Below are 25720 nucleotides of genomic sequence, written 5' to 3' on the forward strand. Positions count from 1 at the left end.
TGCCTCGCGCTGGTCGCGCTCGGGCTTTCGCCAGATAGCAGCGTCATCGCCAGCGCCGGTCTTTGAGCCGCCTGACAACCGCCGCGCGCTCGTCCTCCACCTCCGGTTCCTCGCCTCTCCGCCAATCCGGCGGCGGCAGCGCGGCGCTCTCAGCTTCCGCCGCGCGGTCGGCGGCTTCGCGTTGCCAGCGGTCGCGGCGGGTGAGGAGCCAGTCTTCGGGGGCGTCCCACCAGTTTTCGCGCTCGGGGTCGCCGTCATGCGGCAGGAGGAAGAAGGGGATGTCGGGTTCTTCGCCCAGGTCGCGGGCGCGCAGCCGGGTGTAGCGCACGAAGGCCTGGCGGGCCTCGTCGGAGAGGCGGGCCCAGTCGCGGCGGCGATTGTCGAGGACCTGCTCGCGCAGCCCCTGCACCTTGCGCTCGATGCTGGCGTAGACCTCGCCGGGGGAGACCTTCTTCTTCTCCGCCTCCCACTCGGCGCGCCATTTCCTTTTCAGGCGGCGCTTTTCCATCTTGCCGATGGCGCCCCGGCCTTTCGGTTTGCCCCCGTTGATCTGGGTGCCGAAGCGGTCGGGCGCGCGGTTCCTGAGCATGAACATCAGCAGGCGGTCGTTGTAGACGGTGCGCGCGCCGACGAGCTTGCCGTAGGAATAGACCGGCACCTCGACCCCGTTCAGCGCGCGGTCCATCGCGACGTCCTCGATCCGCTGCATGCCGAGATCGAGCGCGGCCTGCCACGCGGCGCGGAAGCTCGCCGCCTCGGGGTGGCGGCGCAGGAGGTAGGCGCCGACCTCGGCGCGGCCGACCTTGCGACAGGCGGCCTTGACGCTGCCGGTATCGGCCAGCGCCTCGATGAAGGCGCGCTGGACCTCAGGCTTCCAGCCGTTCGAGCGGTCCTTCTGCCGCGGCACGCTGGTGAAGGCGGGGAGGATGCCGCGCTGGCTCTGCGGGCGCTGGGGGGTGGCGGGGCACTCGGGCGGGGTGTCGGGCGCGGTTTCGGGCGGCTGTTCGGGCATCCGCGAGCTTGGAGCAGAAAAGCGCGGAGTAGGAAAATGGGGGGGAGGAGTCTTTGCGGTTACGGACCCGCATCCGCGGGTCCATCCTCGCGGCTATTCTCTCCGCTTCGCTACGAGGCCGCTGCGGGCGCGCGGTCGCGCTTGCCTCCGCCTGGTCGGCGTCGGTCTGGTGCCCTGATCTGCCGTCGTGTCAGGCGGCGCGGAAGTTGCGGAGCTTGCGGCGTTCGCGCAGCGTGACGGGGGCGATCTCGACGCGGTTGCGGCCGGCCTTCTTGGCCTCGTAGAGCGGGGTGTCGGCGGTGCTCAGCGCCTCGGCCGGGGTCATCGGCTCGGCGATCCGCGCGACCCCGACGCTGGCGGTGACGTTGAAGCGGACGCCGTGATGGCTTTCGAGGTCGAGGTCCTCGATCGTGCGGCGCAGTTCCTCGCACAGTTCGATCATCCCGGTGAGCGAGATCCGCTCTGCGACGAGCACGAATTCCTCGCCGCCGAGACGCGCGAAATAGCGGCCCGGGCCGGTGAGCTGGCGGAACACGCCCGCGACCTGCGCCAGCGCGGCGTCGCCCGCGGTGTGGCCGTGCGTGTCGTTGACTTCCTTGAAGTGGTCGAGGTCGATGATCGCGAGCGCCATCGACTGCTCGCCGGCACGCTCGAGCCGGGGTTCGACATGGCGGAGGAAGGCGCGGCGGTTGGGCAGGCCGGTGAGCGCATCGGTCTCGGCGTCGCGCACCGCGCTCAGCTCGGCGCGCTTGCGCGCGGTGACGTCGCGGATGGTGACGGCATAGCCGGTCACGCCCGGGCCCTCGGGATTGGGGACGGCGCGCAGCTTGGTCTCGAGCCAGCGCACTTCGCCTTCGCGCACCACGGCGCGTTCGAGCGTCCGCGTGACGTCGGGGTTGTCGGCGGCGAGCACCAGTTCGCGGCGCACCAGCGGTTCGTCGTCGGGATCGAAGAACTCGATCAGCGAAGCGCCCACCAGCTGGTCCGAACCGCAGAGCCGCTCGCTCGAGGGCGAGTGGTAGCGAACGTTGCCGTTGACATCGAGGTTGAGCAGCGCGTCGTCCGAATGATCCGCAACGAGGCCTTCGAGCGCGCGTTTCTCGTCGAGCTCGAGCAGGACGAGCTTGTGCTGCTTGAGCGCGACCGAGGCGGGCAGCGACAGCAGCAGCAGGACCGCGAGGTAGAATTGGAGGAACTGCACGTCGTTGGCGAGCGCGAACTGGGTATGGCTCAGGTCGCCCTGCTGCATCTGGAGCGCGGTCGCGCCGACGCCCGCGATGATCACGAGGCCGAGCAGCGTGGCGATGCGGCCGCAGCGGAACGAGGCATACATCAGCGGCGCCACGGGCAGGAACAGCAGCGCGAGCGAGCTTTCGAAGAAGGCCAGCCAGCTGACCCCCGCGATCAGCACGCAATGGATCGCGCATTCGACCACATAGGACGACGTTCCCTGCGCGACCTTGCGGTGCATGATGCCCGAAGTGAGGAAATACGCGATCGGGAAGCAGAGCAGCGAGCCGAGCGTGTGGCCGGTGATCCATTCGATCACGTGGGTCTGGACGTCGCCCGCCACCGCCCATGCCGCGAGCATGCCGCCGGGGAACGCCGCGAGACAGGTACCCAGCACCACGCTCAGCAGCATCCGTTCGAGCCCGGCGACGCTCTTGAGCCAGTCGCGCTCCGGGCGGAAGTGGCGCAGCAAGGCGGCGATCGCGAAGCCCTCGAAGATATTGACCACGGCGAGCGGGGCCGCGACGCGCGGACCGAAGCCGAAGAATGCGGTGGCGATCGTGCTCAGCAGGGCGAAGAAGGCGATTGCGCCGAACCAGCGCTGGGTGGGCAGGACGACCAGGAGCGCGGCGAGAATCGCGGACCCCGGCCAGATCAGGGCCAGCCCCCCGCTGAAGCGGGACCAGGCAATAGTCAGGCTGGTGATCAAGAAGAAGGCTGCTCCGGCAGCCAATATCTTGCTCGTTTCCCGTCTCATCGAAGTCCCCGTGTTCAGCATCGGGTTCTAGCCAATGGTTAAGTAGACTGTCTAACACGCGAGCTAGGTACAATCCCCTAGCCGCGCATGGAAAAAGTCGAAAGGTGCGTTTTCCTTCCGCGATTTGAGCAGTTTAAGACGTATCGCGCAACGCGTTCGGGAGGTTCTTGATTAAGGGTCTCTTGGGCTCGCCTGAAGGGAAAGGGGCCGGGATCGCGTTGGATCCCGGCCCCTTTCATTCGCTCGATATCATGGCGTGAACGGGAGGCCCCATGCACTTCGGACCGATCAAGGTCCGGGCCTCGTTCGGCTCACGGACGTGTCTGTCCGCTGCCGTGGACGAGGTACTTGAAGCTGGTGAGCTGTTCGAGCCCGACCGGTCCGCGCGCGTGCATCTTGCCGGTGGCGATGCCGATCTCGGCACCCATCCCGAATTCGCCGCCATCGGCAAACTGGGTCGAGGCGTTGCGCATCAGGATCGCGCTGTCGATGCTGGTCATGAACTTGCGCGCCGCCTCGTCGTCCTCGGTCATGATCGCGTCGGTGTGGTGCGAGGAATGGGTGTCGACCCACTCGATCGCCTCGTCGAGCCCGTCGACGATCTTCACCGAGGCGATCTGGTCGAGATATTCGGTGTCCCAGTCCTCGTCACTGGCGGGCTTGATGCGGTTGTCGATCGAGACCGCGGCCTTGTCGCCGCGCAGTTCGCAATCGGTCCCCATCGCGTCGACGATCTTGGGCACCGCCTGCTCGGCCACCGCGCGATCGATCACGATGCTCTCGGTCGCGCCGCAGACGCCGGTGCGGCGCAGCTTGGCGTTGCGGATCACCTCGGCCGCCTTGTCGAGATCGGCGGCTTCGTGGACATAGGAGTGGCAGTTGCCGTCGAGGTGGAGCAGCGTGGGGACGCTGGCCTGGTCGCGCACCAGTTCGACCAGCCCGCGCCCTCCGCGCGGGATCACGAGGTCGACGAACTCGTCGGCCTTCAACAGCGCGGCGACGGCGGCACGATCGGTGGTGCGCACGGTCTGGACGGCATCGGCCGGAAGGCCCGCGGCTTCGAGTCCCTTCTGCATGCACTCGACGATCACGCGGGTCGAATGGCGGCTTTCGCTGCCCCCGCGCAGGATCACGGCATTGCCCGATTTGAGGCATAGCGCGCTGGCATCGGCGCCGACATTGGGTCGGCTTTCGTAGATCATGCCGATGACGCCGATGGGTACCGCGACGCGCTCGATCTTGAGGCCGTTGGGGCGATCGAACTGCGCGAGCTGACGGCCGACGGGATCGGGCAGTTCGGCGATCTGTTCGAGCGCGGTGGCCATGCCTTCGACCCGTTCCTCGTCGAGCGCGAGGCGGTCGATGAAGCTGTCGGGCTTCTTGCCGCGGACGCTCTCGACGTCCTTGGCGTTCGCCTCGAGCAGTTCGGCCATCGAGGCGCGCAGCGACTTGGCGGCTTCGGTGAGCGCGGTGTTCTTGGCCTCGGTCGAGGCGGTGAGGAGGCCGCGCGCTGCCTTGCGGGCGCGCTGGCCGAGTTCGTGGACGTGGAGTTGCGGATCGAGTTTCTGGTCGGTCATGTGGGTCCTCTGTTTCTGTTCTAACGACGAGCGGAACGGGCATTGCGTTCCCGGGGGCCCCGGCTGTTCGCGCGGGGCGCGATCAAGACGCGGATCGTCGGAAAATGAGTGCGCCGGCAGGCGGAACTGCGGCGAAGTGGTTACTTTATAACACACTCCAGCAAGAATTGCACGCGGTTGTCTAATTCGCGGCCAGCCCCTAGGTGAAGGGGCATGCCGCACAAAACCGATATTTCCTGATGTCCAGAAGCAATACCGTCGTCGTCAAGATCGGCTCGACTCTCGTCGCGAACTCCGATCGCCTCACACCGCGCTTCGGCTTCATGCAGCGCCTGCTCGACGATATCGCGCGTCTGCGCGATCGCGGGACGAACGTGATCCTGTGCAGCTCGGGCGCGGTCGCGCTCGGGCTCAAGACCGTGGGGGAGACCCCCGAGAGCGCCGGGATCAGCGACAAGCAGGCCGCCGCCGCCTGCGGGATGCCGCTGCTCACCAACGCCTACAAGCAGATCGGCCACGAATACGGCATCGAGATCGCGCAGGTCCTGCTGACGCTGGGCGATTTCGAGGACCATCGCCGCTTCCTCAACACCCGCAACACCGTGTTCCGCCTGATGGAAGCGGGCGTGATGCCGATCGTCAACGAGAACGATTCGATCACCACCGAGGAGATCCGCGTCGGCGACAACGACCGGCTCGCGGCCAAGGTCGCGCAGATGGTCGATGCGCGCGATTTCATCATCCTCACCGAGGTCGACGGCCTCTACGATCGCCACCCCGACGAGGAGGGTGCCAAGTTCATCGAGGAAGTGACCGACGTCGCCCCGTTCATGGAAGCGACCAAGGGCAAGAGCACGCTGGGCACCGGCGGGATGACGACCAAGCTGATGGCCGCGAATATCGCGCAGGAAGCCGGCGTCACCACCTATATCGCGCATGGCGAGGTCGACCACCCGCTGACCTCGATCCTCGACGGCGAGCGGCGTTGCACGCGCTTCGTCGCGCATGAGGACGCCGCCTCCGGGTGGGAAAGCTGGATCGCCAACCGGCTCCAGATGGCGGGCAGCCTGCGCGTTTCGAACGAGGTCGCGGAGGAACTCATCGACGGCGATCGCGCGGTGATGCGCGCCGACATCAAGGGGATCGACGGCGAATTCACGCGGGGCGACGTGCTCCACATCTACGACGAGGACGGGATCGAGCGGGCGCGCGGCCTGTCCGATTTCACCTCGGAGGAATTGCGCGTGCTCGCGGTCAACCCGCATCTCGATGCAGAGCAGCTGCTCGGCTACAAGACCAAGGGCGAGATCGTGCGCTCGAAGAACCTCGTTTCACTGGTCAAGCGCCACCTGCGCTGGGATCTGCCCGAAGGCACCTCCGACCCCACCATCTGACGCGGCGTCAATTTACGCGGCACTGGCACGCTGACTTCACTTGGCGTTCAGCGCGCGGCTGGTTATACGCGCTGCCATGACGATCACCCCTGTTTCGCCGCGCCGCCCGATTTCGCGGGCCCTGCGCGCCGCCATCCTCGCCACGGGCACCCTTTCGATCGCCGCTTGCGGCGGCGGTGCCGGGGGCGGTCCGTCGGACACTGCCTATGTCGCGCGCGACGTCGAAACGCTCTACATGGCGGCGAAGGAACGGCTCGATCGCGGGGCGTCGCGCGATGCCGCGGTGCTGTTCGACGAGGTCGAGCGCCAGCATCCCTATTCGCCCTGGGCCCGCCGCGCCCAGCTGATGAGCGCTTTCAGCTATTACACCGCGCGCGACTACAACAAGGCGATCCAGAGCGCGCAGCGCTTCCTCTCGATCCACCCGGGCAACAAGGATGCGCCCTACGCCTATTACCTGATCGCGCTCAGCTATTACGAGCAGATCAGCGATGTGACGCGCGACCAGAAGGTGACCGAACAGGCACTGACCGCGCTGCGCGAGATCGTGCGCCGCTACCCGGCGACCGACTATGCCACCGACGCGCGGCTCAAGATCGACCTCGTCAACGATCACCTCGCGGGCAAGGAAATGGAAATCGGCCGCTATTACCAGAACAGCGGCAAGTGGCTGGCGAGCGCGCTGCGCTTCCGGCAGGTGGTCGAGAACTACCAGACCACCAGCCATGCGCCCGAGGCGCTGTTCCGGCTGGTCGAAAGCTACCTCGCGCTCGGCATCCCGGCCGAGGCGAAGAAGGCCGCCGCGGTGCTCGGCCGCAACTACCAGGGCTCGGAATGGTACGAACGCGCCTACGAGCTGATGCAGCGCCACGCCCCCGAGACGGTCGCCAGCGCCGCGAGCTGAATTCCTGAATTACTGCGAAATAGGTTAGCCGGGAATCAGGCTGCGCGGTGATCGCGGGCCTGGCCTTCGTCGGCAACGGCCGCGTCGGTCGGCGCGTCGCTCGATCCGGCGACGGCGCAGTCGCGGCCCTCGGCCTTGGCTTCGTAGAGCGCCTGGTCGGCCAGCGAATAGAGCAGCTTCCAGTCGTCGTCCGACTTGAGCGGACCGCTCGCCATGCCGATGCTCGCGGTGACGCGGGTGCCGTGCGGCATATCCGCCTGGCGGAGCGTGGTGAGCAGGTGCAGCCCGGCCACCGCCGAGAGGTCGTCGATCCGTCCGACCAGCGCGAATTCCTCGCCGCCGACCCGCGCGACCGCGACGCCCGGCAGCGCGAATTTCTCGATGATCCGCGACACCGCGCACAGCACCCGGTCGCCCATTTCGTGACCGTAGCTGTCGTTGATCGCCTTGAACCGATCGAGATCGAGCAGGATGAGCCGGAGGTGATCGGCCGTCCGCCCGAGTTCGTAGGCGTCGTCGAGGAAGGCGCGGCGGTTGGGCAGACCGGTGAGCGAATCGCAGCGCGACAATTGGTGCAGCGCCTGGCGCTTCTCGAGCAGTTCGACGAGGAAGCGACGATTGTTGCTCGCCATGATGAAGAGGAAGACGGCCGCCACGACCATCGCAGCGCCGCAGGCCTTTTCAACCAGGTTTCCTTGCACCAGCACGACCGTGGCGATCGGCAATATCCCGACGATCAGGCAGGCGCCGGCCAGGCGGCGGACCTTGGCGAAGGCATAGCCGGTCACGATCACGCCCAAGGCCATGAAAAACGGGAATCCGAAGCGTGTGGCTTCGTCCGCGCCTTGCCACGAGAGGATCGACCACACCGATCCGAGCGCAATGATGCCCCCCGTTCGCGCCGTCGCCATGGTCAGCGAGCGGGTGGCTTCGCGCTCGGTGGTCGGCAAGCGCGGACGGAACACCACGCCGAGCAGGCACAGCACGAAGATCGCGGTCGGGAGACCGAAGCGCAACAGGACAGGGAGCGACTCGCCCATCAGCATCGCGCAGGGAACGCCGAAGGTGAAGCCGGCCAGAAGCAGCGGCTCCTGCGCGCGCACGTGCTGCGCCGCGACGATCGCATAGTCGGCGCGCACTTCCTTGGGCACGGTGGGTTCGACGACCCAGCTGGACTTGATCGGTTCCATTACGGCGGGTGCTAGGAGAAAACCTCTAATATTGACTAAAGCCTGTCCCCTTTTCTGGGGACAATTCCGCGCGGGCGAGAAAGCTGTTCGTGCGCGGGCCGACAACGCTACCAAGCCGAGGGGGAACGCGTTAGGAACGATCCCGCGATGCTCACCCGCCTTTCCATCCGCAATATCGTGCTGATCGAGGCGCTCGACCTCGACTTTTCGCGCGGGCTCGGCGTGCTCACCGGCGAGACCGGCGCGGGCAAGTCGATCCTGCTCGACGCGCTCGGCCTCGTGCTCGGCAACCGTGCCGATAGCGGGCTGGTGCGCAGCGGTGAGGCGAAAGCGAGCGTGACCGGATCGTTCGAGTTCGACGCGCTGCCAGCACCGGTGGCCGAGGCGCTCGACGATGCCGATCTCGAATTGGAGCCGGGCGAACCGCTGATCATCCGGCGGCAATTGAAGGCGGACGGCGGCTCGAAGGCCTTCGTCAACGACCAGCCGGTCGGCGTCGCGCTGCTGCGCCAGATCGCGGGCGCACTGGTCGAGATCCACGGCCAGCACGACGATCGCGGGCTCGTCAATCCGCGTGGCCACCGGGCGCTGCTCAATCGGTTTGCGGGGAGCGATGTGGCGGCAGTGTCCACGGCGTGGGCGGAATGGCGCGCGGCGGAAGAGAAACTCGCCGCGGCCAAGGCCGAGATCGCGCAGGCGAGCGCCGATCGAGATCTGCTGCTGTCGTGGCTCGAGGAACTGACCAACCTAGCCCCGGAGGAAGGCGAGGAGGCCGAGCTCGCCGCGATACGCGCCAACATGCAGAAGGGCGAGCGGCTGTCGGGCGATCTCGAGGAACTGCGGCAGCTGTGGGAAGGCTCGGACGGCGCGCTGGCGACCTTGCGCGGCGCGGCGCGGCGGCTCGACCGGATCGCGGGGGAACACGACCAGTTGCAGGCCGCGCTCGACGCGCTCGACCGCGCGGTGATCGAGGCGGGCGAGGCCGAGGAAGCGCTGGCGCGCGCCGCCGAGGCGCTGGTCCACGACCCCGCCGAACTCGACCGCGCCGAAACCCGCCTGTTCGAACTGCGCGCGCTCGCCCGAAAGCACGATTGCGAGGCCGACGAATTGCCCGCCAAGATGGCCGAGCTACGCGGCAAGCTCGACGCGATCGAGGGCGGCGAGGCCGAGATCGGCGCGCTGGAGAAGGCGGCACGAGACGCGGGCGATGCCTACCGCGCCAAGGCACAGGCGCTGCACGAGGCGCGCAGCAAGGCGGCGGCGAAGCTCGACACTGCGGTGGCGGGCGAACTCGCGCCGTTGAAGCTCGATGCCGCACGGTTCCACACGAAGGTCGAGGCGCTGCCCGATGAACGCTGGGGCGCGCACGGCATGGACGCGGTCGAATTCCTGATTGCGACCAATCCGGGCGCCGATTTCGCCCCGCTCAACAAGATCGCGAGCGGAGGCGAATTGTCGCGCTTCATCCTCGCGCTGAAGGTGGCCTTGGCGGAAGAGGGCGGCGCGGCGACGGTGATCTTCGACGAAATCGACCGCGGCGTCGGCGGCGCGGTCGCCAGCGCGATCGGCGAGCGATTGGCGCGGCTGGCGAGCGACGGGCAACTCCTTGCCGTCACGCACTCGCCGCAAGTCGCCGCGCGCGGTACGACGCACTACCTGATCGCCAAGTCCTCCACCGGCACCGTCACGAAGACCAGCGTCGCGCGGCTCGACGAGAGCGGACGGCAGGAAGAGATCGCGCGCATGCTCAGCGGGGCCGAGGTGACGCCCGAGGCGCGCGCGCAGGCGGATCGCTTGCTGGAGGGTGTTTAGGCTTCGACGTCTCGCAGGCTGACATAGATCAGCGCCATCATCGCCATCGCACCGTAGAAGAACGAGCCGTAGAACGGGCCTTCGCCGAGCGGCATCTGCCACAATTGGTAGCCCGCGACCGCGATGCCCTGGAACAGGCCCCACCAGTTGAACACCGCGCAGGCGAGCGCGATCTTGGCCCATTTCTTACCGGCCTCGAAACTCGCGGCGTCCGCCTTGCGCAGCGTCCAGAGGTGCCAGGCACCGTAGAACCCGAGGATCCCGGCGATCGCCTCGAGCGTGAAGACCACCACGATCGCGATCACGATCAGGAAGGCCGGCGGCACCGGCAGCAAGGTGACCGGATAGGCTTCCTGGTCGACATGGCTCGTGGTGTAGACGAAGAAATCGTATGCCTGCGGCAGGTTGGCGATATTGTGCGCGACGTAAAGCAGCGCGAACAGCGCGATGGATGCTACCACCACGGCCTTGATGATCCGGTCGGTCATGTTTCCCCCCTTGGTCTCGTTTGCGGCACTTTCCCCGGTGCCGTGGCTGAGGCATAGCGAGGCGAATGGGACAGGATCAAATTTCGGCGACAGCGCCTGTGGACATGACCGAAGCCGACGCAGCCAATGAACTGATGCGTTTGGCCCGCGCGATCGCCAAGCACGACCGGCTCTACCACGCCGACGACGCGCCCGAAATCACCGACCAGGAATACGATGCGCTGGTCCGGCGCAATGCGGCGCTGGAGGAGGCGTTTCCGCATCTGGTTCGCGACGACTCCCCGTCGAAGAAGGTCGGGCACGAGATCGCCGCCTCGCCGCTGTCGAAGGTGACGCACGAGGTGCGGATGATGAGCCTCGACAATGCGTTCGACGATGCGGAGGTGGCCGAATTCGTCGCGCGGGTGCGGCGGTTCCTCGCTCTCGGCGAGGATGCGCCGCTCGTCTTCACCGCCGAGGACAAGATCGACGGGCTCTCGCTTTCGCTACGCTACGAGCAGGGCGTGCTGGTCCGCGCCGCGACGCGCGGCGACGGGCAGGTGGGCGAGGACGTGACGCCCAATGTCGCGCATATCGCCGATATCCCGCAGCAGCTTCCCGACGATGCGCCCGAAATCTTCGAAGTGCGCGGCGAGGTCTATATGGAGCGCGCGGCGTTTGCCGAATTGAACGCGCGGCAGGAGGAAGCGGGAGGCAAGACTTTCGCCAATCCGCGCAATGCCGCTGCCGGATCGCTGCGGCAGAAGGACGCCAGTGTCACCGCCGCGAGGCCGCTGCGCTTCTGGGCGCATGGCTGGGGCGCGGCGTCCGAAGTGCCGGGCGAAAGCCAGGTCGAGGTGATGCAACGGATCGCGGAATGGGGTATCCCGGTCTCGCCGTTCTTCACGCGCTGCGAAAGCCTCGAGCAAATGCTCGCGCATTATGCGAAGATTGCCAAGCAACGCGCTGACCTGCCGTATGAAATCGACGGCGTGGTCTACAAGGTCGACCGGCTCGATCTGCAACAACGGCTGGGCTTCGTCGCCAAGGCGCCGCGCTGGGCGATCGCGCGCAAATTTCCCGCCGAGCGGGCCGAGACGACGCTGGAAAGCATCGATATCCAGGTCGGGAGGACGGGCAAGCTGACGCCCGTGGGCCGCCTCGCGCCGGTGCTGGTGGGCGGGGTGACGGTGACCAATGTCACGCTCCACAATCGCGACGAGATCGAACGGCTCGGCGTGCGCCCGGGCGACCGGGTCCTGGTGCAGCGCGCGGGCGACGTGATCCCGCAGGTGGTCGAGAACCTCACCCCCGATGCGAAGCGCGAACCCTTCGTCTTCCCCGATCATTGCCCCGAATGCGGCAGCGAGGCGGTGAGCGAAGAGGGCGAGGTCGATGTCCGCTGCACCGGCGGGCTGATCTGCCCCGCGCAGCGCACCGAGCGCCTCAAGCATTTCGTCAGCCGCGCCGCGCTCGATATCGACGGGCTGGGCGAGAAGACGATCGACCAGTTCTTCGCGAAGGGCTGGCTCGAAAGCCCCGCCGATATCTTCCGCCTCAAGGACCGCCGCGAGGATATCCTCGCGCTCGACGGGTGGAAGGAGACCTCGGTCGACAAGCTGCTCGCGAGCGTGGAGGCGCGGCGCGAGCCCGATGCCGCGCGGCTGCTGTTCGGGCTCGGCATCCGCCATGTCGGCGCGGTCACCGCGCGCGATTTGCTGAAGTATTTCCACACCCTGCCCGCCTTGCGCGAGGTCGCCGAGAAGGCCCGCGCGGGCGACGAGGATGCGGCGGGCGAACTCACCTCGATCGACGGGATCGGCGGCGCGGTGGTCGAGGCGCTGGGCGACTTCTTCCACGAGGAACACAATCGCGGCGTGTGGGACGACATCCTCTCCGAAGTGTCGCCGCCGCGTTACGAGGTGGAAACGAAGGATTCGCCCGTCGCGGGCAAGACGGTCGTGTTTACCGGCAAGCTCGAGACGATGAGCCGCGACGAGGCCAAGGCGCAGGCCGAACGGCTCGGCGCCAAGGCCTCCGGATCGGTCAGCGCGAAGACCGACCTGCTCGTCGCCGGGCCGGGTGCGGGCAGCAAGCTCAAGAAGGCCGAGGAACTCGGGATCGAGGTGATCGACGAGGCCGGCTGGGCGGAGATCGTCGCCGCGGCCAAGTAGGGGGGGAGAAAAACGGATGGAAGTGAAAGCGGCGCAGGCCGAATTGCGGCAGGCCTATACCGATGGCGGACCCGGCGTGGTGGTGTCCGGGCTGATCTGGCTGGCGGCTGCCTTCGTCGAGCGCCAGCAGGGGGTCGAAGCGGCGTTCCTCGCACTCTTTTTCGGCGGCATGCTGATCTTCCCGTTCGCGCTCTTCATCAACCGCGCGATCCTCAAGCGGCGCGGCGAAAGCAAGACCAATCCGTTCGGCAAGCTGGTGCTCGAAGGGACGATCGCGATGATCGGGGGCCTGGTCGCGGCGTGGCTGTTCCTGCCGTTCAAGCCCGAATGGGTCATCCCGCTCGCCGCGATCGCCGTGGGCACGCATTACTTCGCGTTCCGCACGGCCTATGGTCTCGCGATTTTCTGGTTGCTGGGCGCAGGCGTCACGGCGCTGGGCGCGCTGGCGATCTTCACCGGGTGGCTCGAAACCAATTTCGTGACCGTTGCGGTTGCGGTGACCGAGCTCGTCTTCGGGGGAATCCTTTGGCTGCGCGCGGGCAACACCTCCGAATAGTTCGGAACTTCGCGGCAGCGACGCGTTGAATCAGCGTGTCGCACGCAGTCAGATTCATCGCCGTCCTGTTCCCCGTGCTCGGGATCGCCGCGCTCGCGGTGCTCGTCCTGCCGCGCATGTCGGCACAGGCGAAGGATCCCGTGGCGGAAGAGGCCGAGGCGCTGATCGAAGTCGAACTGCCGACCCCCGAGGAAGCCGCGCTCGACCGCCGGCTGAACGAGATCGGCTCCAAATTCGCCGGGCAGGTCGGAATCGCGGTGCGCCCGGTCGAAAGCGACCGCACGATGCATTACCGCGGGCTCGAACCGTTTCCGCAGCAAAGCGTGACCAAGACCTGGGTCGCGCTCGCCGCGTTCCGCCAGGTCGACGAGGGCAAGCTGGCGCTCGACGAGCCGCGGATCGTGCGGCGCGAGGACCTGACGCTGTTCCACCAGCCGATCCGCGCCGAGGTCCTGCGCAAGGGCTCGGTCTCTACCGATTACGCCGACCTGCTCGACCGCGCGCTGACGCGCAGCGACAACACCGCCAACGACGTGATCCTGCGGCGCGTCGGCGGCCCCGATGCGGTGCAGGGTACGCTCGACAAGCTCGGGCTCGGCAGCATCCGCTTCGGCACCGACGAGCGGACCAAGCAGAGCGCGACCGCGGGGCTGACCTGGCAACAGGCCTATTCGCTCGAACGCAATTTCTACGATGCGCGCGACGCGGTGCCCGACGAGGATCGCCGTGCCGCTTACGAAGGCTATCTCGCCGACCCGATCGACGGCGCACCGCCGGTGGCGGTGGTCGCGGCGCTGGCGCGGCTGGCGAAAGGCGAATTGCTGTCGGATGACAGCACCGAGCGCTTCCTCAAGATCCTGTCCGAAACGCGCAGCGGGCCGAACCGATTGAAGGGCGGGCTGCCGCCGGGCTGGACGATCGCGCACAAGACCGGGACCGGGCAGGCGCTGGTGCACGAGCAGACCGGCTACAACGATATCGGCCTCATCACCGCCCCCGACGGCAGGCGCTACGCCGTCGCGGTGATGATCGCGCGCACCGAACAGCGCGTGCCCGAGCGGATGGCGATGATGCACGAGGTGGTCGCCGCGGTGGTGGAGTACCACGAAGCTACTTCGTTGCCAGATTGAACCTCATGAAAACCAGTTCGAGAAGTGCAACCAGCACCGAACTGATTGCAAACAGTTGCAGACCAGCCTCGTCGTTGAAAAATGACCGGCCTTTCGGCGACATCAACCATGAGAAGAACCAGAAATGCGCCGCGAAGAGCCCGCTTGCCAAGATCGGTTTGCCCCAATGCCTTGTCACGTTGGCGAGGATGATAAGGCTCAAGAAATAGCCCGAAAATACGACAAAGAATCCCGCCGCGAGCCAGGGGATCACAAAAAGAAGATTGGCATCGGGCAAGCCGTCAGTTCCGACCACGAAGCTCAAGATGAAAGCAATTCCACCAACGAACGTGTTGCCGAGTATCCGGGTCAGGTAGGGCGAAGGCGTCAGCCTGCTGCGCAATTGTTCGATCACATCGCCGGCTCCTCGACCCATTTCATCACCCCGCCGGCGAACGGCGTCCAGTAGCCGGTCTCGACCCCCGCATCGGCGAGACGGTCGCTGGTCCACTGGTTGCAGGTGTTGCCGAGCGTGTAGTCGGCGCGCGCGTCGTAGAAACGGTCCTGCGCGCGGAAGCCGGTGAGGACGGGGCGTTCGCGGCCTGCGGGGGCGGGCGCGAGCTCGGCCTCGATCGCGGCAACCAGCGCGGCATATTGCCGCTCGCTCAGCCGGATCGGGCGCTTGTTCGGGCCGGGCCCGGGATTGGTCAGGTGATCGACGCGGACCACGCCCGGGCCTCCGGTGGTGGCGATGCGCCACACGGTCCGCGCTTCGAGATCGCCCCAGCTGGGGTTCTCGAGGAACACCTCGCGGTCGCCCCAGCCGACGCCGATATGGGTGATCGCGCGGCCGGGATAGTCTTTATCGATGCTGGGGAAGGTCTCGCGCCAGTCCTTCTGCGGCGAGGTCACGGGCAGGACCAGTTCGGTGTGGATTCCGTTGGTGGCGAGCAGGATCTCGACGCCGCTCTCGGCCGGTTCGGCGCCGGCATTGCGCGGGATCGAGCTGCCCGCCCAGTTCCACAGCATGACGAGGCCCAGGAAGAGCGCGATCCAGGTCAGCGCCTTGCCGATGAACTTCGCGATCCCCCTCATCGCCCAAGCGTCACCCGCGCTTGCGCAGCCACAGGATCGACCAGTCGCCCTTCACCAGCCGACCCGCCAGCCGGAAGCCGTGCCAGCGATAGGCGCGGCGCACCGCGGCTTCCTGCGTTTCGAGCAGCCCCGCGAGCAGCACGTTCGCGCGCGGGGCGGTCACGCGGGCGAAATCGGGCGCGAGGTCGATCAGCGGCTGGGCGAGGATATTGGCGATCAGCAGGTCGTAGGGCGCGCGCACGAGAATCGCCGGATCATCGATCCCCGGCGCAATCACGGGGAGCACCTCGCCCGCGCTCGCGCCGAGCGGGATGTCGTTCTGCCGCGCGTTTTCCTCGATCACGCCGAGACACACCGGATCGATATCGGTCGCGGTGAAATCGGCCCGGGGCCACAGCGCGCGCGCGGCGAAGGCGAGCAGGCCGGTGCCGGTGCCGATGTCGGCGACGTCGCGTGCGACCACGCCGCTTCTCTTCATCGCGTCGAGCAGGGCGAGGCAGCCCGCGGTCGTCTCGTGATGCCCGGTGCCGAAGGCCTGCGCCGCGGGGATCACGAAATTGACCGCTTCGGGGTCCGGGTCGTGGTCGGGCGTGTGGACGTGGAAGCGGCCCGCGCGGATCGGGTCGAGCCCGCGCTGGCTTTCGGTCAGCCAGTCGGTCTCGGGCAGCTTCTCGACCGTGAAGTCGGGCGCGTCGCCGGCGAACAGCGCGGCAATCGCGGCGCGATCGGCCTTCGAGGGGTTGCGCGGCAGATAGGCGTCGAGCCGCCAGTCGTCGGGCTTGTCCTCGGCGATCTCGAACCCGGTGAGGACGATCTCGGGATCCCAGTCGAGCCGTTCTTCCTGCCGCGCGAGCGCGGCCTCGATCCAGGGCTTCCTGCCGAAGCCGGTGAGTTTCCAGCTGGCCATCAGCGGACGTAGCTCGCGCCGTTGGCGTCGATCGTCGCGCCGGTCATGCTCGGCGGGGCGTCGAGCGCGCAAAAGGCGATGATCGCGGCCATTTCCTCGGGTTCGGCGACGCGGCCGAGCGGTATGTCGGCGAGCAGGCCCGGGCCGCCGCGGCTTTCGAGGTAATCGCCCGCCATCGCGGTATCGGTGAATCCCGGCGTGATCGCGTAGCTGAGGATGTTTTCCGAGGCATAGGCGCGCGCGATCGTCTTGTGCATCGCCAGCATCCCGCCCTTGGCCGCGGCGTAGTGCCAATGCGCGGGGCTGTCGCCGCGATGCCCGGCGCGGCTCGCGACATGGACGATCCGCCCGCCCGCATTGCTGTCCTGCCAGTGCCGCACCGCATAGCGCGAGAGCTGCGCGGCGGCGGTCAGATTGATGCGGATGGTCTCTTCCCACCCGTCGAGCCATTCGATGTCCGAACGGTCGAGCGGATTGGGGTCGAAGAACCCGGCGTTGTTGATCAGCACGTCTATTTTTCCGCCGGCGCGCTCGAGCGCCTCTTCCCAAAGCAATTGCGGGGCCTGCGGGTCGGTCAGGTCGGCGCCGATCGTGTGTGGGTCGTGCGCTTTCGAGCCATGCCCGATAACGGTGCAGCCGCGCGCTTCGAGCGCGCTGCGCGCCGCGGCGCCGATCCCTCGCGAGGATCCGGTGAGGAGAATATTGGTCATGGCCGCGCGATAAACCGAGACATTGCCGATCACAATGATGTGCTTCCCCACCTTGCCTCGCGGCCTCATTCCTTTAAGGGACGGGCCAGAAATTCACGCGACAGGAAAGCCCATGGCCGGAAGACCGCTCTCACCGCATCTGCAAATCTGGAAATGGGGTCCGCACATGCTGACCTCGATCCTCCACCGCGTCAGCGGGGACGGGCTCGCGCTGGTCGGCCTGCCCGTGCTGCTGTGGTGGCTCGGCGCGCTCGCCAGCGGGCCCGAGGCTTATGAGACCTTCGCGCTCGCCGCCTCCTCGCCGATCGGATACATCGTGCTGATCGGCCTGACCTGGGCGTTCTTCAACCATCTCGCATCGGGCCTGCGCCACTTCGTGCTCGATATCGGCGCGGGCTACGAACTCGATACCAACAAGACCTGGGCGATCGGGACCACCGTGATCGGCGTGGTCCTGACGATCGGCTTCTGGCTGGTCGTGCTCGCCAAGCAGGGAGTGCTCTGATGGCTCATGAAACCCCCATCGGCCGCGCGCGCGGCCTCGGCTCCGCCCATCACGGCACGCATCACTGGCTGCTCCAACGCTTCACCGCGATCGGCAACCTCGTCGCGGTGCTGTTCCTCGTGATCAGCTTCCTGCTGCTCGACGATTACGGCTACGCCGGTTTCGCCAAGTGGGTCGCGAGCCCGTTGCCCGCGCTGGCGCTGTCGCTGCTGGTGATCTCGGTGTTCTGGCACGCGCGGCTCGGCCTGCAGGTGCTGGTCGAGGATTACGTGAACACCGCGGGCAACCGCTTCGCCCTCAATGCCCTTCTCAATATCGCGGCGTTTGCCGGCGCGGGTTTCGCGCTGATCAGCATCGCCCGCATCGTCTTCGCAGGAGCCGCCTGATGGCCGCAGCTGACACGTTCGAAATCGGCGGACGCGCCTACAACATCATCGACCACACCTACGACGTCGTCGTGGTCGGCGCGGGCGGATCGGGCCTGCGCGCGACGATGGGCGCGGCCGAGGCCGGGCTGAAGACCGCCAATATCTCGAAGGTCTTCCCGACCCGTTCGCACACCGTGGCGGCGCAGGGCGGGATCGCTGCCTCGCTCGGAAACAACACGCCCGACCACTGGTCGTGGCACATGTACGATACCGTCAAGGGCTCCGACTGGCTCGGTGACCAGGACGCGATCGAATACATGGTGCGCGAGGCGCCGCACGCGGTCTACGAACTCGAGCACGCGGGCGTGCCGTTCAGCCGCAACGATGACGGCACGATCTACCAGCGCCCGTTCGGCGGCCACATGCAGAACATGGGCGAGGGCCCGCCGGTTCAGCGTACCTGCGCCGCGGCGGACCGCACGGGGCATGCCATGCTCCACGCGCTCTACCAGCAGAGCCTCAAATACGACGCCGATTTCTTCATCGAATATTTCGCGATCGACCTGATCATGAAGGACGGCAAGTGCGTTGGCGTGATCGCGATGTGCCTCGACGACGGGACGATCCACCGCTTCCGCGCGCAGGGCGTGGTGCTGGCGACTGGCGGCTACGGCCGCTGCTACTACACCGCCACCAGCGCGCACACCTGCACCGGCGACGGCGGCGGCATGGTGCTGCGCCAGGGGCTCCCGCTGCAGGACATGGAATTTGTCCAGTTCCACCCGACCGGGATCTACGGCGCGGGCGTGCTGATCACCGAAGGCGCGCGCGGCGAGGGCGGCTACCTCACCAATTCCGAGGGCGAGCGCTTCATGGAGCGGTATGCGCCGAGCGCGAAGGACCTCGCCAGCCGCGACGTGGTATCGCGCTCGATGGCGCTCGAAATGCGCGAGGGACGCGGCGTGGGCGCCGATGGCGACCACATCTACCTCCACCTCGACCATATCGATCCCAAGGTGCTGGCCGAGCGCCTGCCGGGCATCACAGAGAGCGGCAAGATCTTCGCCGGCGTCGACCTCACGCGCCAGCCGCTGCCGGTCACCCCGACCGTGCATTACAACATGGGCGGCATCCCCTGTAACTATCACGGAGAGGTGATCGCGGGCGATCCCAACGATCCGGAAAAGATCGTCCCCGGCCTGTTCGCAGTGGGCGAGGCGGCGTGCGTTTCGGTCCACGGCGCGAACCGCCTCGGCTCGAACTCACTGATCGACCTCGTGGTGTTCGGCCGCGCCACCGGTTTCCGGCTCAAGGAAACCATCAAGAGCGGCGCGAACCAGGACGAGCTCCCGACCGACAGCGCCGAGATGGCGCTCACCCGGCTCGACCATTTCCGCCATGCCGACGGCAGTTCGCCGACCGCCCGCGTGCGCGAGGAAATGCAGAAGGCGATGCAGGCGCATTGCGCGGTGTTCCGCGACAGCGCGCTGCTGTCCGAGGGCGTCGAGAAGCTCAAGCAGGTCAACAAGCGCATGGAGGACATCCATGTCTCCGACCGCTCGCTGATCTGGAACAGCGACCTCGTCGAGACGCTCGAGCTCGACAACCTCATGGCGCAGGCCAACGTGACCATCGCGAGCGCCGAGAACCGCAAGGAAAGCCGCGGCGCCCACGCGCACGAGGATTTCCCCGAGCGCGACGACGCCAAGTGGATGAAGCACACCATCGCCACCTTCGACGGCTGGGGCGGCAAGGGCGGCAAGGTCGATATCGGCTACCGCCCGGTGCACGAGTTCACGCTGACCGACGACATCAAGTATATCGAGCCGAAGAAGCGGGTGTATTGAGCTGGAACCGAAGGGCGGGGAAAATCAGCTCGGCTTGAGGCGTTCGCCGCGGTTCGGTTGGCCCGGGATCAAGGACGAGCTGGCCGAAATGGGCTGGGCCGCGGGAATCGCGTTCTATACGCCGATCCTTGTTTTCCTCCCGCTTCTGCTATGGTTGGAATGGGCCGAGTTACCTGACACCGAAATCGTCTATGCGCCGTCCTCTGGCGTATGGGCCGCGGGCGGTTTCCTCGTCTTTGTGACGTCGATCGTCGCCGGTGTCTCGATCTACCGCTGGTGCGAAACCAAGTTATCCGAGCTGCGCTCGTTCTTCGTCGCCGCCGTGATGTGGTTCGCCTGGGTCTTCAGCGGCTGGCTGCTCCTCAGCGTCGCGGACACCATCGAGCGGGTTCGGGCTTACTTCCCGGCAGATCAGGTTGAGCGTTTCGAGGGCTACGTCTCGATCTCCCGCGCGTATTTCAGTGAAGGATATAAGCACAAGAAGGATGGTTGGATCGTCCAGACCAGCCCCGTCTTCCTCATCATGGACATCACCGAGAACGACTTCCGCTATATGTTGGACAACGCCCCCGCAGGTATGGTGAAGGATGGCGGCACGGAGATTTCGAGCCGCGGCCATTTTTGTGCTTTGATGTCGTTCGAACGCGGACCCCGCGCCCTTCGAATTCTGAACAGTGGACGCAAGCCGCTGGAAATGGGAAGTGTCGTGGAATGCCCCGAGGACGTCGAAAAGGTACCGCTGGCTCGTTGACCATGGCGCTTGGAAGCGCTGCGTGCGCGGTTGCGGTGGGCCTCGCCCTCACATCGTGCAGCCCTAAAATGGCGCCTTCGCGACCCCCCGCCGGATTACGGGTGGATCCGTTCTACACGCAATACGTGCCCGCCGCGGGCATTCCGGTCCTGTCGTCGAACCGCGTCTCGTCCGACGCGCTGTTCGCCGCGCGCGACATGATTGCCGCGATGCTGATCGATCGGCCCGATCTCGCGCAGTGGCTGGCGGCGAACGACTATCGCGTCGCGATCATGGCCGAGGACGAGGCGATCACCGACCTTCCCGAGAATCGCGGTTGGACCAAGCCGGGGCCCGACGATCCGCGGCTGACGCGCTGCGAGCGCAAGCATTACGATGCGCGGATCGGCGCACTCTCCGATCGCCAGTACTGGAACGCGCGGGTGCGCGGGATCGGCGGCAAGCGTGCGGTCGCGGCGGAGGAGGACGTGCTAGGCCTGCGGAGCTCGCGTTATTGGGGCGAGACGATCCTCGTCCACGAATTCGCGCATGGCGTGCACGATGCGATCCGCGCGGTCGATCCGGCGCTCGCGGCCGATATCGACGCCGCCTATGCCGCCGCGCTCGCCGACAGGCTGTGGTACCAGGAGTACGCCACCACCACGGTCGAGGAATATTGGGCCGAGGGCACACAGTTCTGGTTCAATTCGAACCGCCTCGCGGTGATGGACGGCACGCGCGTGCTCGATCACGAGGACCTGCGCGCCTACGACCCGCGCCTCTACCGCGTGCTCGCGCGGGCCTATGGCAGCGGTCACCGGCTCGAAGGCGATCCGTTCTATCTGAGCGAGGCGCGCGTTCCCCCGGGGCCGATCCCCGAGAACACCGCCGAGGTCTGCTAGTCCGTCGGCTCAGGCCGCGTTGGCGGCAAGTCGGCGCAGCACCGCGTTGCGATCGGCGGTAATGTCAGCGAGCGTGTACTTGTCGAGATGCGCGAGGAAGGCCTCGAGCGCGCCGCCGAGCGCGGGCTTGAGCCCGCAGGCGCCGTCGATCGCGCAATCGGCCTTGCCACCCATGCAGGCGACGAACCCCTCGAAATGTTCGAGCTTGCGCACCACCGCCCCGACATTGATCCGCTCGGCCGGGTGCGCGAGCCGCAAGCCCCCGCCGCGCCCGCGCTGGGTCTCGATATAGCCCGCCGCCGCGAGGTCCTGCGCGACCTTGGCGAGATGGTTGCGCGAGATCGCGTAGCGCTCGGCGATCCAGTCGATCGAGACGGTATCGTCGCAGACGGCGAGCGCCATCATCATGCGCAGGGCGTAATCGGTGCGGAGGTTGAGCTGCATAAAAGAGGTATATTGAATATTGCTTTTTATCGCAAGTGCCGTAAGGGGTATATCAAATACCTGTTAACGAGTCGGAGCGATCGATGCCTGCAATACGCGAACGGACCCGCAGCGAAGTGCTGCAGGCGCGCAAGGCGAAGCGCGCGCAGGCCGAGGCGCTGGGAGTGGACGAGGCCTTCGTTTCGCGGATGGTCGAGGCCTTCTACGCCGCGGTAAGGGCGGACGAAATGCTCGGGCCGATCTTCGCCGAGCGGATCGAGGACTGGCCCGTCCACCTCGAGCGGATGAAGCGGTTCTGGCGCTCGATCCTGTTCAACAGCGGCGAGTTCTCGGGCAACCCGATGCAGAAACACCTCGCCATTCCCGGGCTCGAGCAGCGCCATTTCGCCCGCTGGCTCGAGCTTTTCTACGACACGCTACGCAGCCTCGAACGCGATCCCGGCGGCACCTCGCTGGTCGCCGGTCGCGCCCGTTCCATCGCCGACAGCCTGCTCACCGGGATCGCCGTCAACCGCGACGGCCTGTCGGGCTCCAGTGCCGGAAAGGACCTCCCGCATGTTTGAAGACCGCCATTTCGAATTCGACGAAAGCACCGCGACCGAGATCCACGCGGTCGATGCGCTGGTGACGCCTGTCGCCGCCCCGCCGGTCGCGCCCGCCAACCAGGGCTTCCAGCTGCCGGCGCGGGTCTGGCTCGCGATGCTCGGCTGCTACGCGGCGTTCTTCACCGCGCTGGCGATCGCGACCTCAGCGAGCGGGAAGGCGCTGTTCGCGATCGCGATCTCGGTGCTCTACACGGCAATCTATTTCGGTGTCGCCCGGATCGGCGCGGCGCAGGCGGGGCCCGAGGCGCAATCGCCGCTCGACTGCGGCGAGCCGCTGCAGACCTGGACCGGCCCGATGGATGCGATCTCGGTCTATGCGCAGATCCTGATCGTCCCGCTCGCGGTCGCCGGTTTCGGGATCGGCGTCGCCGTCATCGCACTGGTGACCGCATGAGTACGCCCGCGCTCGATATTTATCACACCATCGGTCCGTTCGATCGCGCGTCGGTGCCCGAGGGACTGCTGCGCGAGCACAGCCTCAAACCGGGGACCTGGGGCAGGATCACCGTGCTCTCGGGCAGCGTCGGGCTGGCGTGGGACGATGATGCGGACGAGGCGGTCGAGCTGGGCGAGGGCGACACGCTGGTGATCCCGCCGCTAAGGCCGCACCACCTCGTTCCGACGGGCGCGTTCGAACTGACGATAGATTTCCTGCGCGAAGCGTAATCCAGTCGGCGGTTCTGTCGGGCCGCTTTAGATCACCCCGCCGATCAGGCCGCGCTCGGCGGCTTCTTCGCAGGTGATGTACCAATTGTCGGGCGCCTTCTCGCGCAATTCCTCGAAGTCGACCTCCGACCCGTCGACGATCGCGCGGAAGCCGTCTTCCTCGATCGTGATCGAGTGCTCGATCTCGTTGAGCGCGGCCTTGAGCTGCGCGGTGCAGCTGCGCAGGGGGCCCGAAAGGTTGATCGTGCGGGTGATCTGGCGCTCGTGCAGCAGCAGGCTCGTCCCCTCGGTCATGAAGCGACAGTCGATCGGGAACCCCGCCATGAAGGTCGCCCCGGCCGAATAGACCGCCGCCTTGCCGAGGAAATAGAGCGTCCGGCCCGTTTCGGCGATCAGCCGGACATCGGCCGCCATCGCGCGCGCGATCTCGGGATTGCCGCCGAGCGTGGTGATCGCGATCGTCAGCGGCCCGTCGCCCGGCGCGGCGGACAGCTGGTTGCGAAATTCGTCGTACATCGCCTCGTCGACGCTCCCGACGAGCCGCAATTGCGGCGAAGTCAGCACGTTCTGCCGATGATCGGTGGTCTGGTTGTCGCGTGCCACGGGTTCCTCCTGCTGTCGTTGCAACAGGCTGGGGCGGGGCAGCGTTCCGTGTCGTTTGCAGAAAACCATGCACCGTTTGGCTGTTTACATTCGTAATCATTGCAATTACACCTGTAAACGAATCGCAGCAAGGGAGAGAGGCATGTCCTCCAACGCCGACACCAACGAACGGATTTCCGAAGCCGAGCACGCGGTGATGGAAGTATTGTGGGAAAAATCCCCGCGTACCGCCGCCGAAGTGTGCGAGGAAGTCTGCCAGCGGCGCGACTGGTCGATCGCCACCGTCAAGACGCTGCTGTCGAGGCTGGTGTCGAAGAACGCGCTCGCGACCGAGCCCGACGGCCGCCGCTTTCTCTACCGCCCGCTGCTCGAACGCGGCGATTATCGCACCAGCGAATCGCGCCGCCTGGTCGACCGGCTGTTCGGCGGCCGCGCCGCGCCGCTGGTCGCGCACCTGGCCGAGGCCGAAGCGCTGACCGATGACGATATCGCCGAGATCGAGAAGCTTCTGAAGGAGATGAAGGCATGATCGACTGGCTGCTCGATACGCTGGTCTGGACCGGGGCGCTGATCGCGCTGGTCCTGCTCGTCCGCCGCCCGGTGGCGCGCCACCTCGGCGCGCAGGCCGCTTACATGCTGTGGCTGCTGCCGTTCGCGCGGCTGTTCGTGCCCGTGATCGAACTGCCCGCCGCACTCGCCCCCGAAGTCGCCGCCGCGCCCGCGCCGATGGTTGCGATCGACCCGGTGGTGCTGATGGCGATGCAGGCGCAACCGGCGCCGCAGCCCGATGCGAGCTGGCTGTGGTTCGCGCTCGCGATCGGCGCGTGGCTGACCGGTGCCGCGGTGATGCTTGGCTGGCGCTATCTCGCCTATTTCCGGATGCGCGCGCGCCTGCTCGACGGCGCGGAGGAGAAACTCCGCATCGGTGGGGTGCGGATCGTCGAGACCGGCGAGACCGAGAGTCCGCTCGCCTTCGGGATCGTCGACAAGGTGATCGCGGTGCCGCTCGATTTCCTCGAAACCGCCGACAAGCGCACCCGCAACCTCGCGATCGCGCACGAAATGGCGCATCACGAGCGCGGCGACCTGATCGCCAATTTCGCCGCCCAGCCACTGTTCGCGCTGCACTGGTTCAACCCGCTCGGCTGGCTCGGCTGGCGCGCGCTGCGGCGCGACCAGGAGGCCGCCTGCGACGCACGGGTGATCTCCAATCGCGACGATGCCACCCGCGCCGCCTATGCGCAGACCATCGCGCGCTTTTCGGCCGGTCCCGATCTGGCACTGGCCGCACCGATGGCTTGCCCGGTGCTCGGGGAAAAGAGCATCATCCAGCGGTTGAGGAGCCTGTCGATGGCCGACATTTCACCCCGCCGCCGCTGGGCCGGCCGCGCCGCGCTCGCCACCGGCCTGCTCGCGCTGCCGCTGACCGCGAGCTTCACCTATGCGACCCCGAGCGTGGCGCATGATGCTTGGGCTTCGCAGGATGCGCAGGTTGAGGGTGACCGCGTGGTGATCCGCGAGGTCGATCCCGATGCCGCGCCGGTGACCGAGGAAGAGGCCGAGGAACTCGCCGAAGCGATCGAGGAACGGTCCGAGGCGATCGCCGAAGCGGCGAAGGAGCTCGAACGCGAGATGCGGGTCGTGTTCGTGCAGGACGGCAAGGTCATGTCCGAAAAGGAAATGCAGGCCCGCGCCGCATCGATGGATCGCGCCGCGGCCAGGCTCCGGGCAAAGGGCGTGAAGGATATCGAAGTCATGCTCGACCTCGGCGATGTCCGCATGGTCGACGCCGCGAAGCTCGCCGAGCTCGAAAAGCTGGGCAAGGAGATGGAGCGTCTCGAGGTGCGGGTCGAGAAGAGCCCCGAATGGCACGCCAAGATGGAGAAGCTCCAGTCTTCCGCGATGGCGATGGTCGAGGCGGAACTGCCGAGGGTGCTCGAGCTCCAGCGCGCGGTCGCCAGGGACGGCGTGATCGCCGAATGCAAGAAGGATGGCGAGGCGGTGCCCTGCTCGACGTTCGATTTCGCCAAGGTCCAGCGTGAGGCGCTCGCCGAGGCGCGCCGGGAGATCAAGGCGAACAAGGACCTGACCGAGACCCAGCGCCAACGCGCGCTCGAAGCGCTCGACAAGGCGCTGCGCGCCGACTGATTTCGAAG

27 protein-coding genes are annotated in these 25720 nt (G+C 66.9%); 16 read left to right on the plus strand and 11 right to left on the minus strand.

The features are described from left to right. Positions 1-43 precede the first annotated feature (43 nt). From IEW49_RS04705 to IEW49_RS04715, 3 genes are all read right to left on the minus strand, one after another. Positions 44-1012 (minus strand): hypothetical protein, encoded by a 969-nt coding sequence (locus tag IEW49_RS04705; RefSeq protein ID WP_188641592.1) that lies wholly within the window; start codon positions 1010-1012, stop codon positions 44-46. Positions 1013-1202: 190 nt separating this feature from the next. Beyond that, positions 1203-2999, minus strand: a complete 1797-nt coding sequence (locus tag IEW49_RS04710) for a sensor domain-containing diguanylate cyclase (protein ID WP_188641593.1) — start codon at positions 2997-2999, stop codon at positions 1203-1205. Positions 3000-3310: 311 nt separating this feature from the next. Then, on the minus strand, positions 3311-4576 hold the full coding sequence (locus IEW49_RS04715; RefSeq protein ID WP_188641594.1) for a glutamate-5-semialdehyde dehydrogenase: 1266 nt from the start codon (positions 4574-4576) through the stop codon (positions 3311-3313). A gap of 239 nt (positions 4577-4815) precedes the next feature. Between IEW49_RS04715 and proB the strand changes: the two genes are divergently transcribed. Together proB and IEW49_RS04725 are read left to right on the plus strand one after the other, a co-directional pair. Further along, the gene (gene proB, locus IEW49_RS04720; protein WP_188641595.1) at positions 4816-5970 is read left to right on the plus strand and encodes a glutamate 5-kinase; all 1155 of its coding nucleotides are present in this window, start codon (positions 4816-4818) and stop codon (positions 5968-5970) included. 76 nt (positions 5971-6046) lie between these two features. Then, a complete protein-coding gene (locus IEW49_RS04725; RefSeq protein WP_188641596.1) occupies positions 6047-6874 on the plus strand; it encodes an outer membrane protein assembly factor BamD in 828 nt (275 codons plus the stop codon). Between the two features lie 35 nt (positions 6875-6909). On the opposite strand, the gene IEW49_RS04730 is transcribed toward IEW49_RS04725, so the two are convergent. Further along, positions 6910-8064: a GGDEF domain-containing protein gene (locus tag IEW49_RS04730; RefSeq protein ID WP_188641597.1), complete on the minus strand. Its 1155-nt coding sequence runs from the start codon at positions 8062-8064 to the stop codon at positions 6910-6912. A 147-nt stretch (positions 8065-8211) separates the two neighbouring features. On the opposite strand from IEW49_RS04730, the gene recN reads away from it, so the two are divergent. Beyond that, complete coding sequence (recN, locus tag IEW49_RS04735; protein WP_188641598.1) at positions 8212-9876, plus strand: DNA repair protein RecN; 1665 nt, start codon at positions 8212-8214, stop codon at positions 9874-9876. Here the strand turns inward: recN and IEW49_RS04740 are convergent. After that, a complete protein-coding gene (locus tag IEW49_RS04740) occupies positions 9873-10364 on the minus strand; it encodes a DUF2165 family protein (protein WP_188641599.1) in 492 nt (163 codons plus the stop codon). The genes recN and IEW49_RS04740 overlap by 4 nt on opposite strands. A gap of 104 nt (positions 10365-10468) precedes the next feature. Here IEW49_RS04740 and ligA point away from each other — a divergent pair, with 104 nt between their 5' ends. The 3 genes from ligA to bla are packed head-to-tail and all read left to right on the plus strand — an operon-like array spanning position 10469 to position 14203. Beyond that, positions 10469-12517, plus strand: coding sequence for an NAD-dependent DNA ligase LigA (gene ligA, locus IEW49_RS04745; protein WP_229658084.1), 2049 nt, complete (start codon positions 10469-10471; stop codon positions 12515-12517). 16 nt (positions 12518-12533) lie between these two features. Then, positions 12534-13073, plus strand: coding sequence for a DUF7010 family protein (locus IEW49_RS04750; protein WP_188641601.1), 540 nt, complete (start codon positions 12534-12536; stop codon positions 13071-13073). 35 nt (positions 13074-13108) lie between these two features. Continuing rightward, complete coding sequence (gene bla, locus IEW49_RS04755) at positions 13109-14203, plus strand: class A beta-lactamase (protein WP_229658085.1); 1095 nt, start codon at positions 13109-13111, stop codon at positions 14201-14203. Here bla and IEW49_RS04760 read toward each other — a convergent pair. The 4 genes from IEW49_RS04760 to IEW49_RS04775 are packed head-to-tail and all read right to left on the minus strand — an operon-like array spanning position 14184 to position 16894. After that, the gene (locus IEW49_RS04760; protein ID WP_188641602.1) at positions 14184-14597 is read right to left on the minus strand and encodes a hypothetical protein; all 414 of its coding nucleotides are present in this window, start codon (positions 14595-14597) and stop codon (positions 14184-14186) included. The genes bla and IEW49_RS04760 overlap by 20 nt on opposite strands. Next, a complete protein-coding gene (locus IEW49_RS04765; RefSeq protein WP_188641603.1) occupies positions 14594-15277 on the minus strand; it encodes a DUF2459 domain-containing protein in 684 nt (227 codons plus the stop codon). The genes IEW49_RS04760 and IEW49_RS04765 overlap by 4 nt, the downstream gene beginning before the upstream one ends. A 10-nt stretch (positions 15278-15287) precedes the next feature. Continuing rightward, entirely contained in the window at positions 15288-16184 is an 897-nt protein-coding gene (locus tag IEW49_RS04770; RefSeq protein ID WP_188641604.1) for a 50S ribosomal protein L11 methyltransferase, read from the minus strand. Then, on the minus strand, positions 16184-16894 hold the full coding sequence (locus IEW49_RS04775) for an SDR family NAD(P)-dependent oxidoreductase (protein ID WP_188641605.1): 711 nt from the start codon (positions 16892-16894) through the stop codon (positions 16184-16186). The genes IEW49_RS04770 and IEW49_RS04775 overlap by 1 nt, the downstream gene beginning before the upstream one ends. A gap of 112 nt (positions 16895-17006) precedes the next feature. On the opposite strand from IEW49_RS04775, the gene sdhC reads away from it, so the two are divergent. The 5 genes from sdhC (at position 17007) to IEW49_RS04800 (ending at position 21246) form a co-directional block, all read left to right on the plus strand. Beyond that, entirely contained in the window at positions 17007-17399 is a 393-nt protein-coding gene (gene sdhC / locus IEW49_RS04780) for a succinate dehydrogenase, cytochrome b556 subunit (RefSeq protein ID WP_188641606.1), read from the plus strand. Continuing rightward, on the plus strand, positions 17399-17785 hold the full coding sequence (gene sdhD, locus IEW49_RS04785; protein ID WP_188641607.1) for a succinate dehydrogenase, hydrophobic membrane anchor protein: 387 nt from the start codon (positions 17399-17401) through the stop codon (positions 17783-17785). The genes sdhC and sdhD overlap by 1 nt, the downstream gene beginning before the upstream one ends. After that, on the plus strand, positions 17785-19614 hold the full coding sequence (gene sdhA, locus IEW49_RS04790) for a succinate dehydrogenase flavoprotein subunit (protein WP_188641608.1): 1830 nt from the start codon (positions 17785-17787) through the stop codon (positions 19612-19614). The genes sdhD and sdhA overlap by 1 nt, the downstream gene beginning before the upstream one ends. A 34-nt stretch (positions 19615-19648) precedes the next feature. Further along, positions 19649-20365 carry a hypothetical protein gene (locus tag IEW49_RS04795; protein ID WP_188641609.1) on the plus strand — a complete coding sequence of 239 codons (717 nt, stop codon included), beginning with the start codon at positions 19649-19651 and terminating at the stop codon, positions 20363-20365. 101 nt (positions 20366-20466) lie between these two features. Beyond that, positions 20467-21246 carry a glycoside hydrolase gene (locus IEW49_RS04800; RefSeq protein ID WP_229658086.1) on the plus strand — a complete coding sequence of 260 codons (780 nt, stop codon included), beginning with the start codon at positions 20467-20469 and terminating at the stop codon, positions 21244-21246. Between the two features lie 9 nt (positions 21247-21255). Here IEW49_RS04800 and IEW49_RS04805 read toward each other — a convergent pair whose 3' ends face one another. Continuing rightward, the gene (locus tag IEW49_RS04805) at positions 21256-21690 is read right to left on the minus strand and encodes an RrF2 family transcriptional regulator (RefSeq protein WP_188641611.1); all 435 of its coding nucleotides are present in this window, start codon (positions 21688-21690) and stop codon (positions 21256-21258) included. An 83-nt stretch (positions 21691-21773) separates the two neighbouring features. Between IEW49_RS04805 and IEW49_RS04810 the strand changes: the two genes are divergently transcribed. Genes IEW49_RS04810 through IEW49_RS04820 form a run of 3 tightly spaced genes read left to right on the plus strand, consistent with a single transcriptional unit; the run spans position 21774 to position 22961 of the window. Continuing rightward, positions 21774-22253 (plus strand): group III truncated hemoglobin, encoded by a 480-nt coding sequence (locus IEW49_RS04810; protein WP_188641612.1) that lies wholly within the window; start codon positions 21774-21776, stop codon positions 22251-22253. Further along, positions 22246-22689 carry a hypothetical protein gene (locus IEW49_RS04815; protein WP_188641613.1) on the plus strand — a complete coding sequence of 148 codons (444 nt, stop codon included), beginning with the start codon at positions 22246-22248 and terminating at the stop codon, positions 22687-22689. Before IEW49_RS04810 ends, IEW49_RS04815 begins: the two co-directional genes overlap by 8 nt. After that, the gene (locus IEW49_RS04820; RefSeq protein ID WP_188641614.1) at positions 22686-22961 is read left to right on the plus strand and encodes a TehB-like domain-containing protein; all 276 of its coding nucleotides are present in this window, start codon (positions 22686-22688) and stop codon (positions 22959-22961) included. Before IEW49_RS04815 ends, IEW49_RS04820 begins: the two co-directional genes overlap by 4 nt. Positions 22962-22988: 27 nt before the next feature. On the opposite strand, the gene IEW49_RS04825 is transcribed toward IEW49_RS04820, so the two are convergent. Beyond that, entirely contained in the window at positions 22989-23564 is a 576-nt protein-coding gene (locus tag IEW49_RS04825) for an ATP-dependent Clp protease proteolytic subunit (protein ID WP_229658087.1), read from the minus strand. 142 nt (positions 23565-23706) lie between these two features. Here IEW49_RS04825 and IEW49_RS04830 point away from each other — a divergent pair, with 142 nt between their 5' ends. Both IEW49_RS04830 and IEW49_RS04835 read left to right on the plus strand, forming a co-directional pair. Beyond that, a complete protein-coding gene (locus IEW49_RS04830) occupies positions 23707-24093 on the plus strand; it encodes a BlaI/MecI/CopY family transcriptional regulator (protein ID WP_188641616.1) in 387 nt (128 codons plus the stop codon). Beyond that, positions 24090-25712, plus strand: coding sequence for a M56 family metallopeptidase (locus IEW49_RS04835; protein ID WP_188641617.1), 1623 nt, complete (start codon positions 24090-24092; stop codon positions 25710-25712). The genes IEW49_RS04830 and IEW49_RS04835 overlap by 4 nt, the downstream gene beginning before the upstream one ends. Positions 25713-25720: the final 8 nt, after the last annotated feature.

It is taken from the genome of Pseudoblastomonas marina (assembly GCF_014641655.1).
In the GTDB taxonomy this organism is placed as follows: Bacteria; Pseudomonadota; Alphaproteobacteria; order Sphingomonadales; family Sphingomonadaceae; genus Alteriqipengyuania_A; species Alteriqipengyuania_A marina.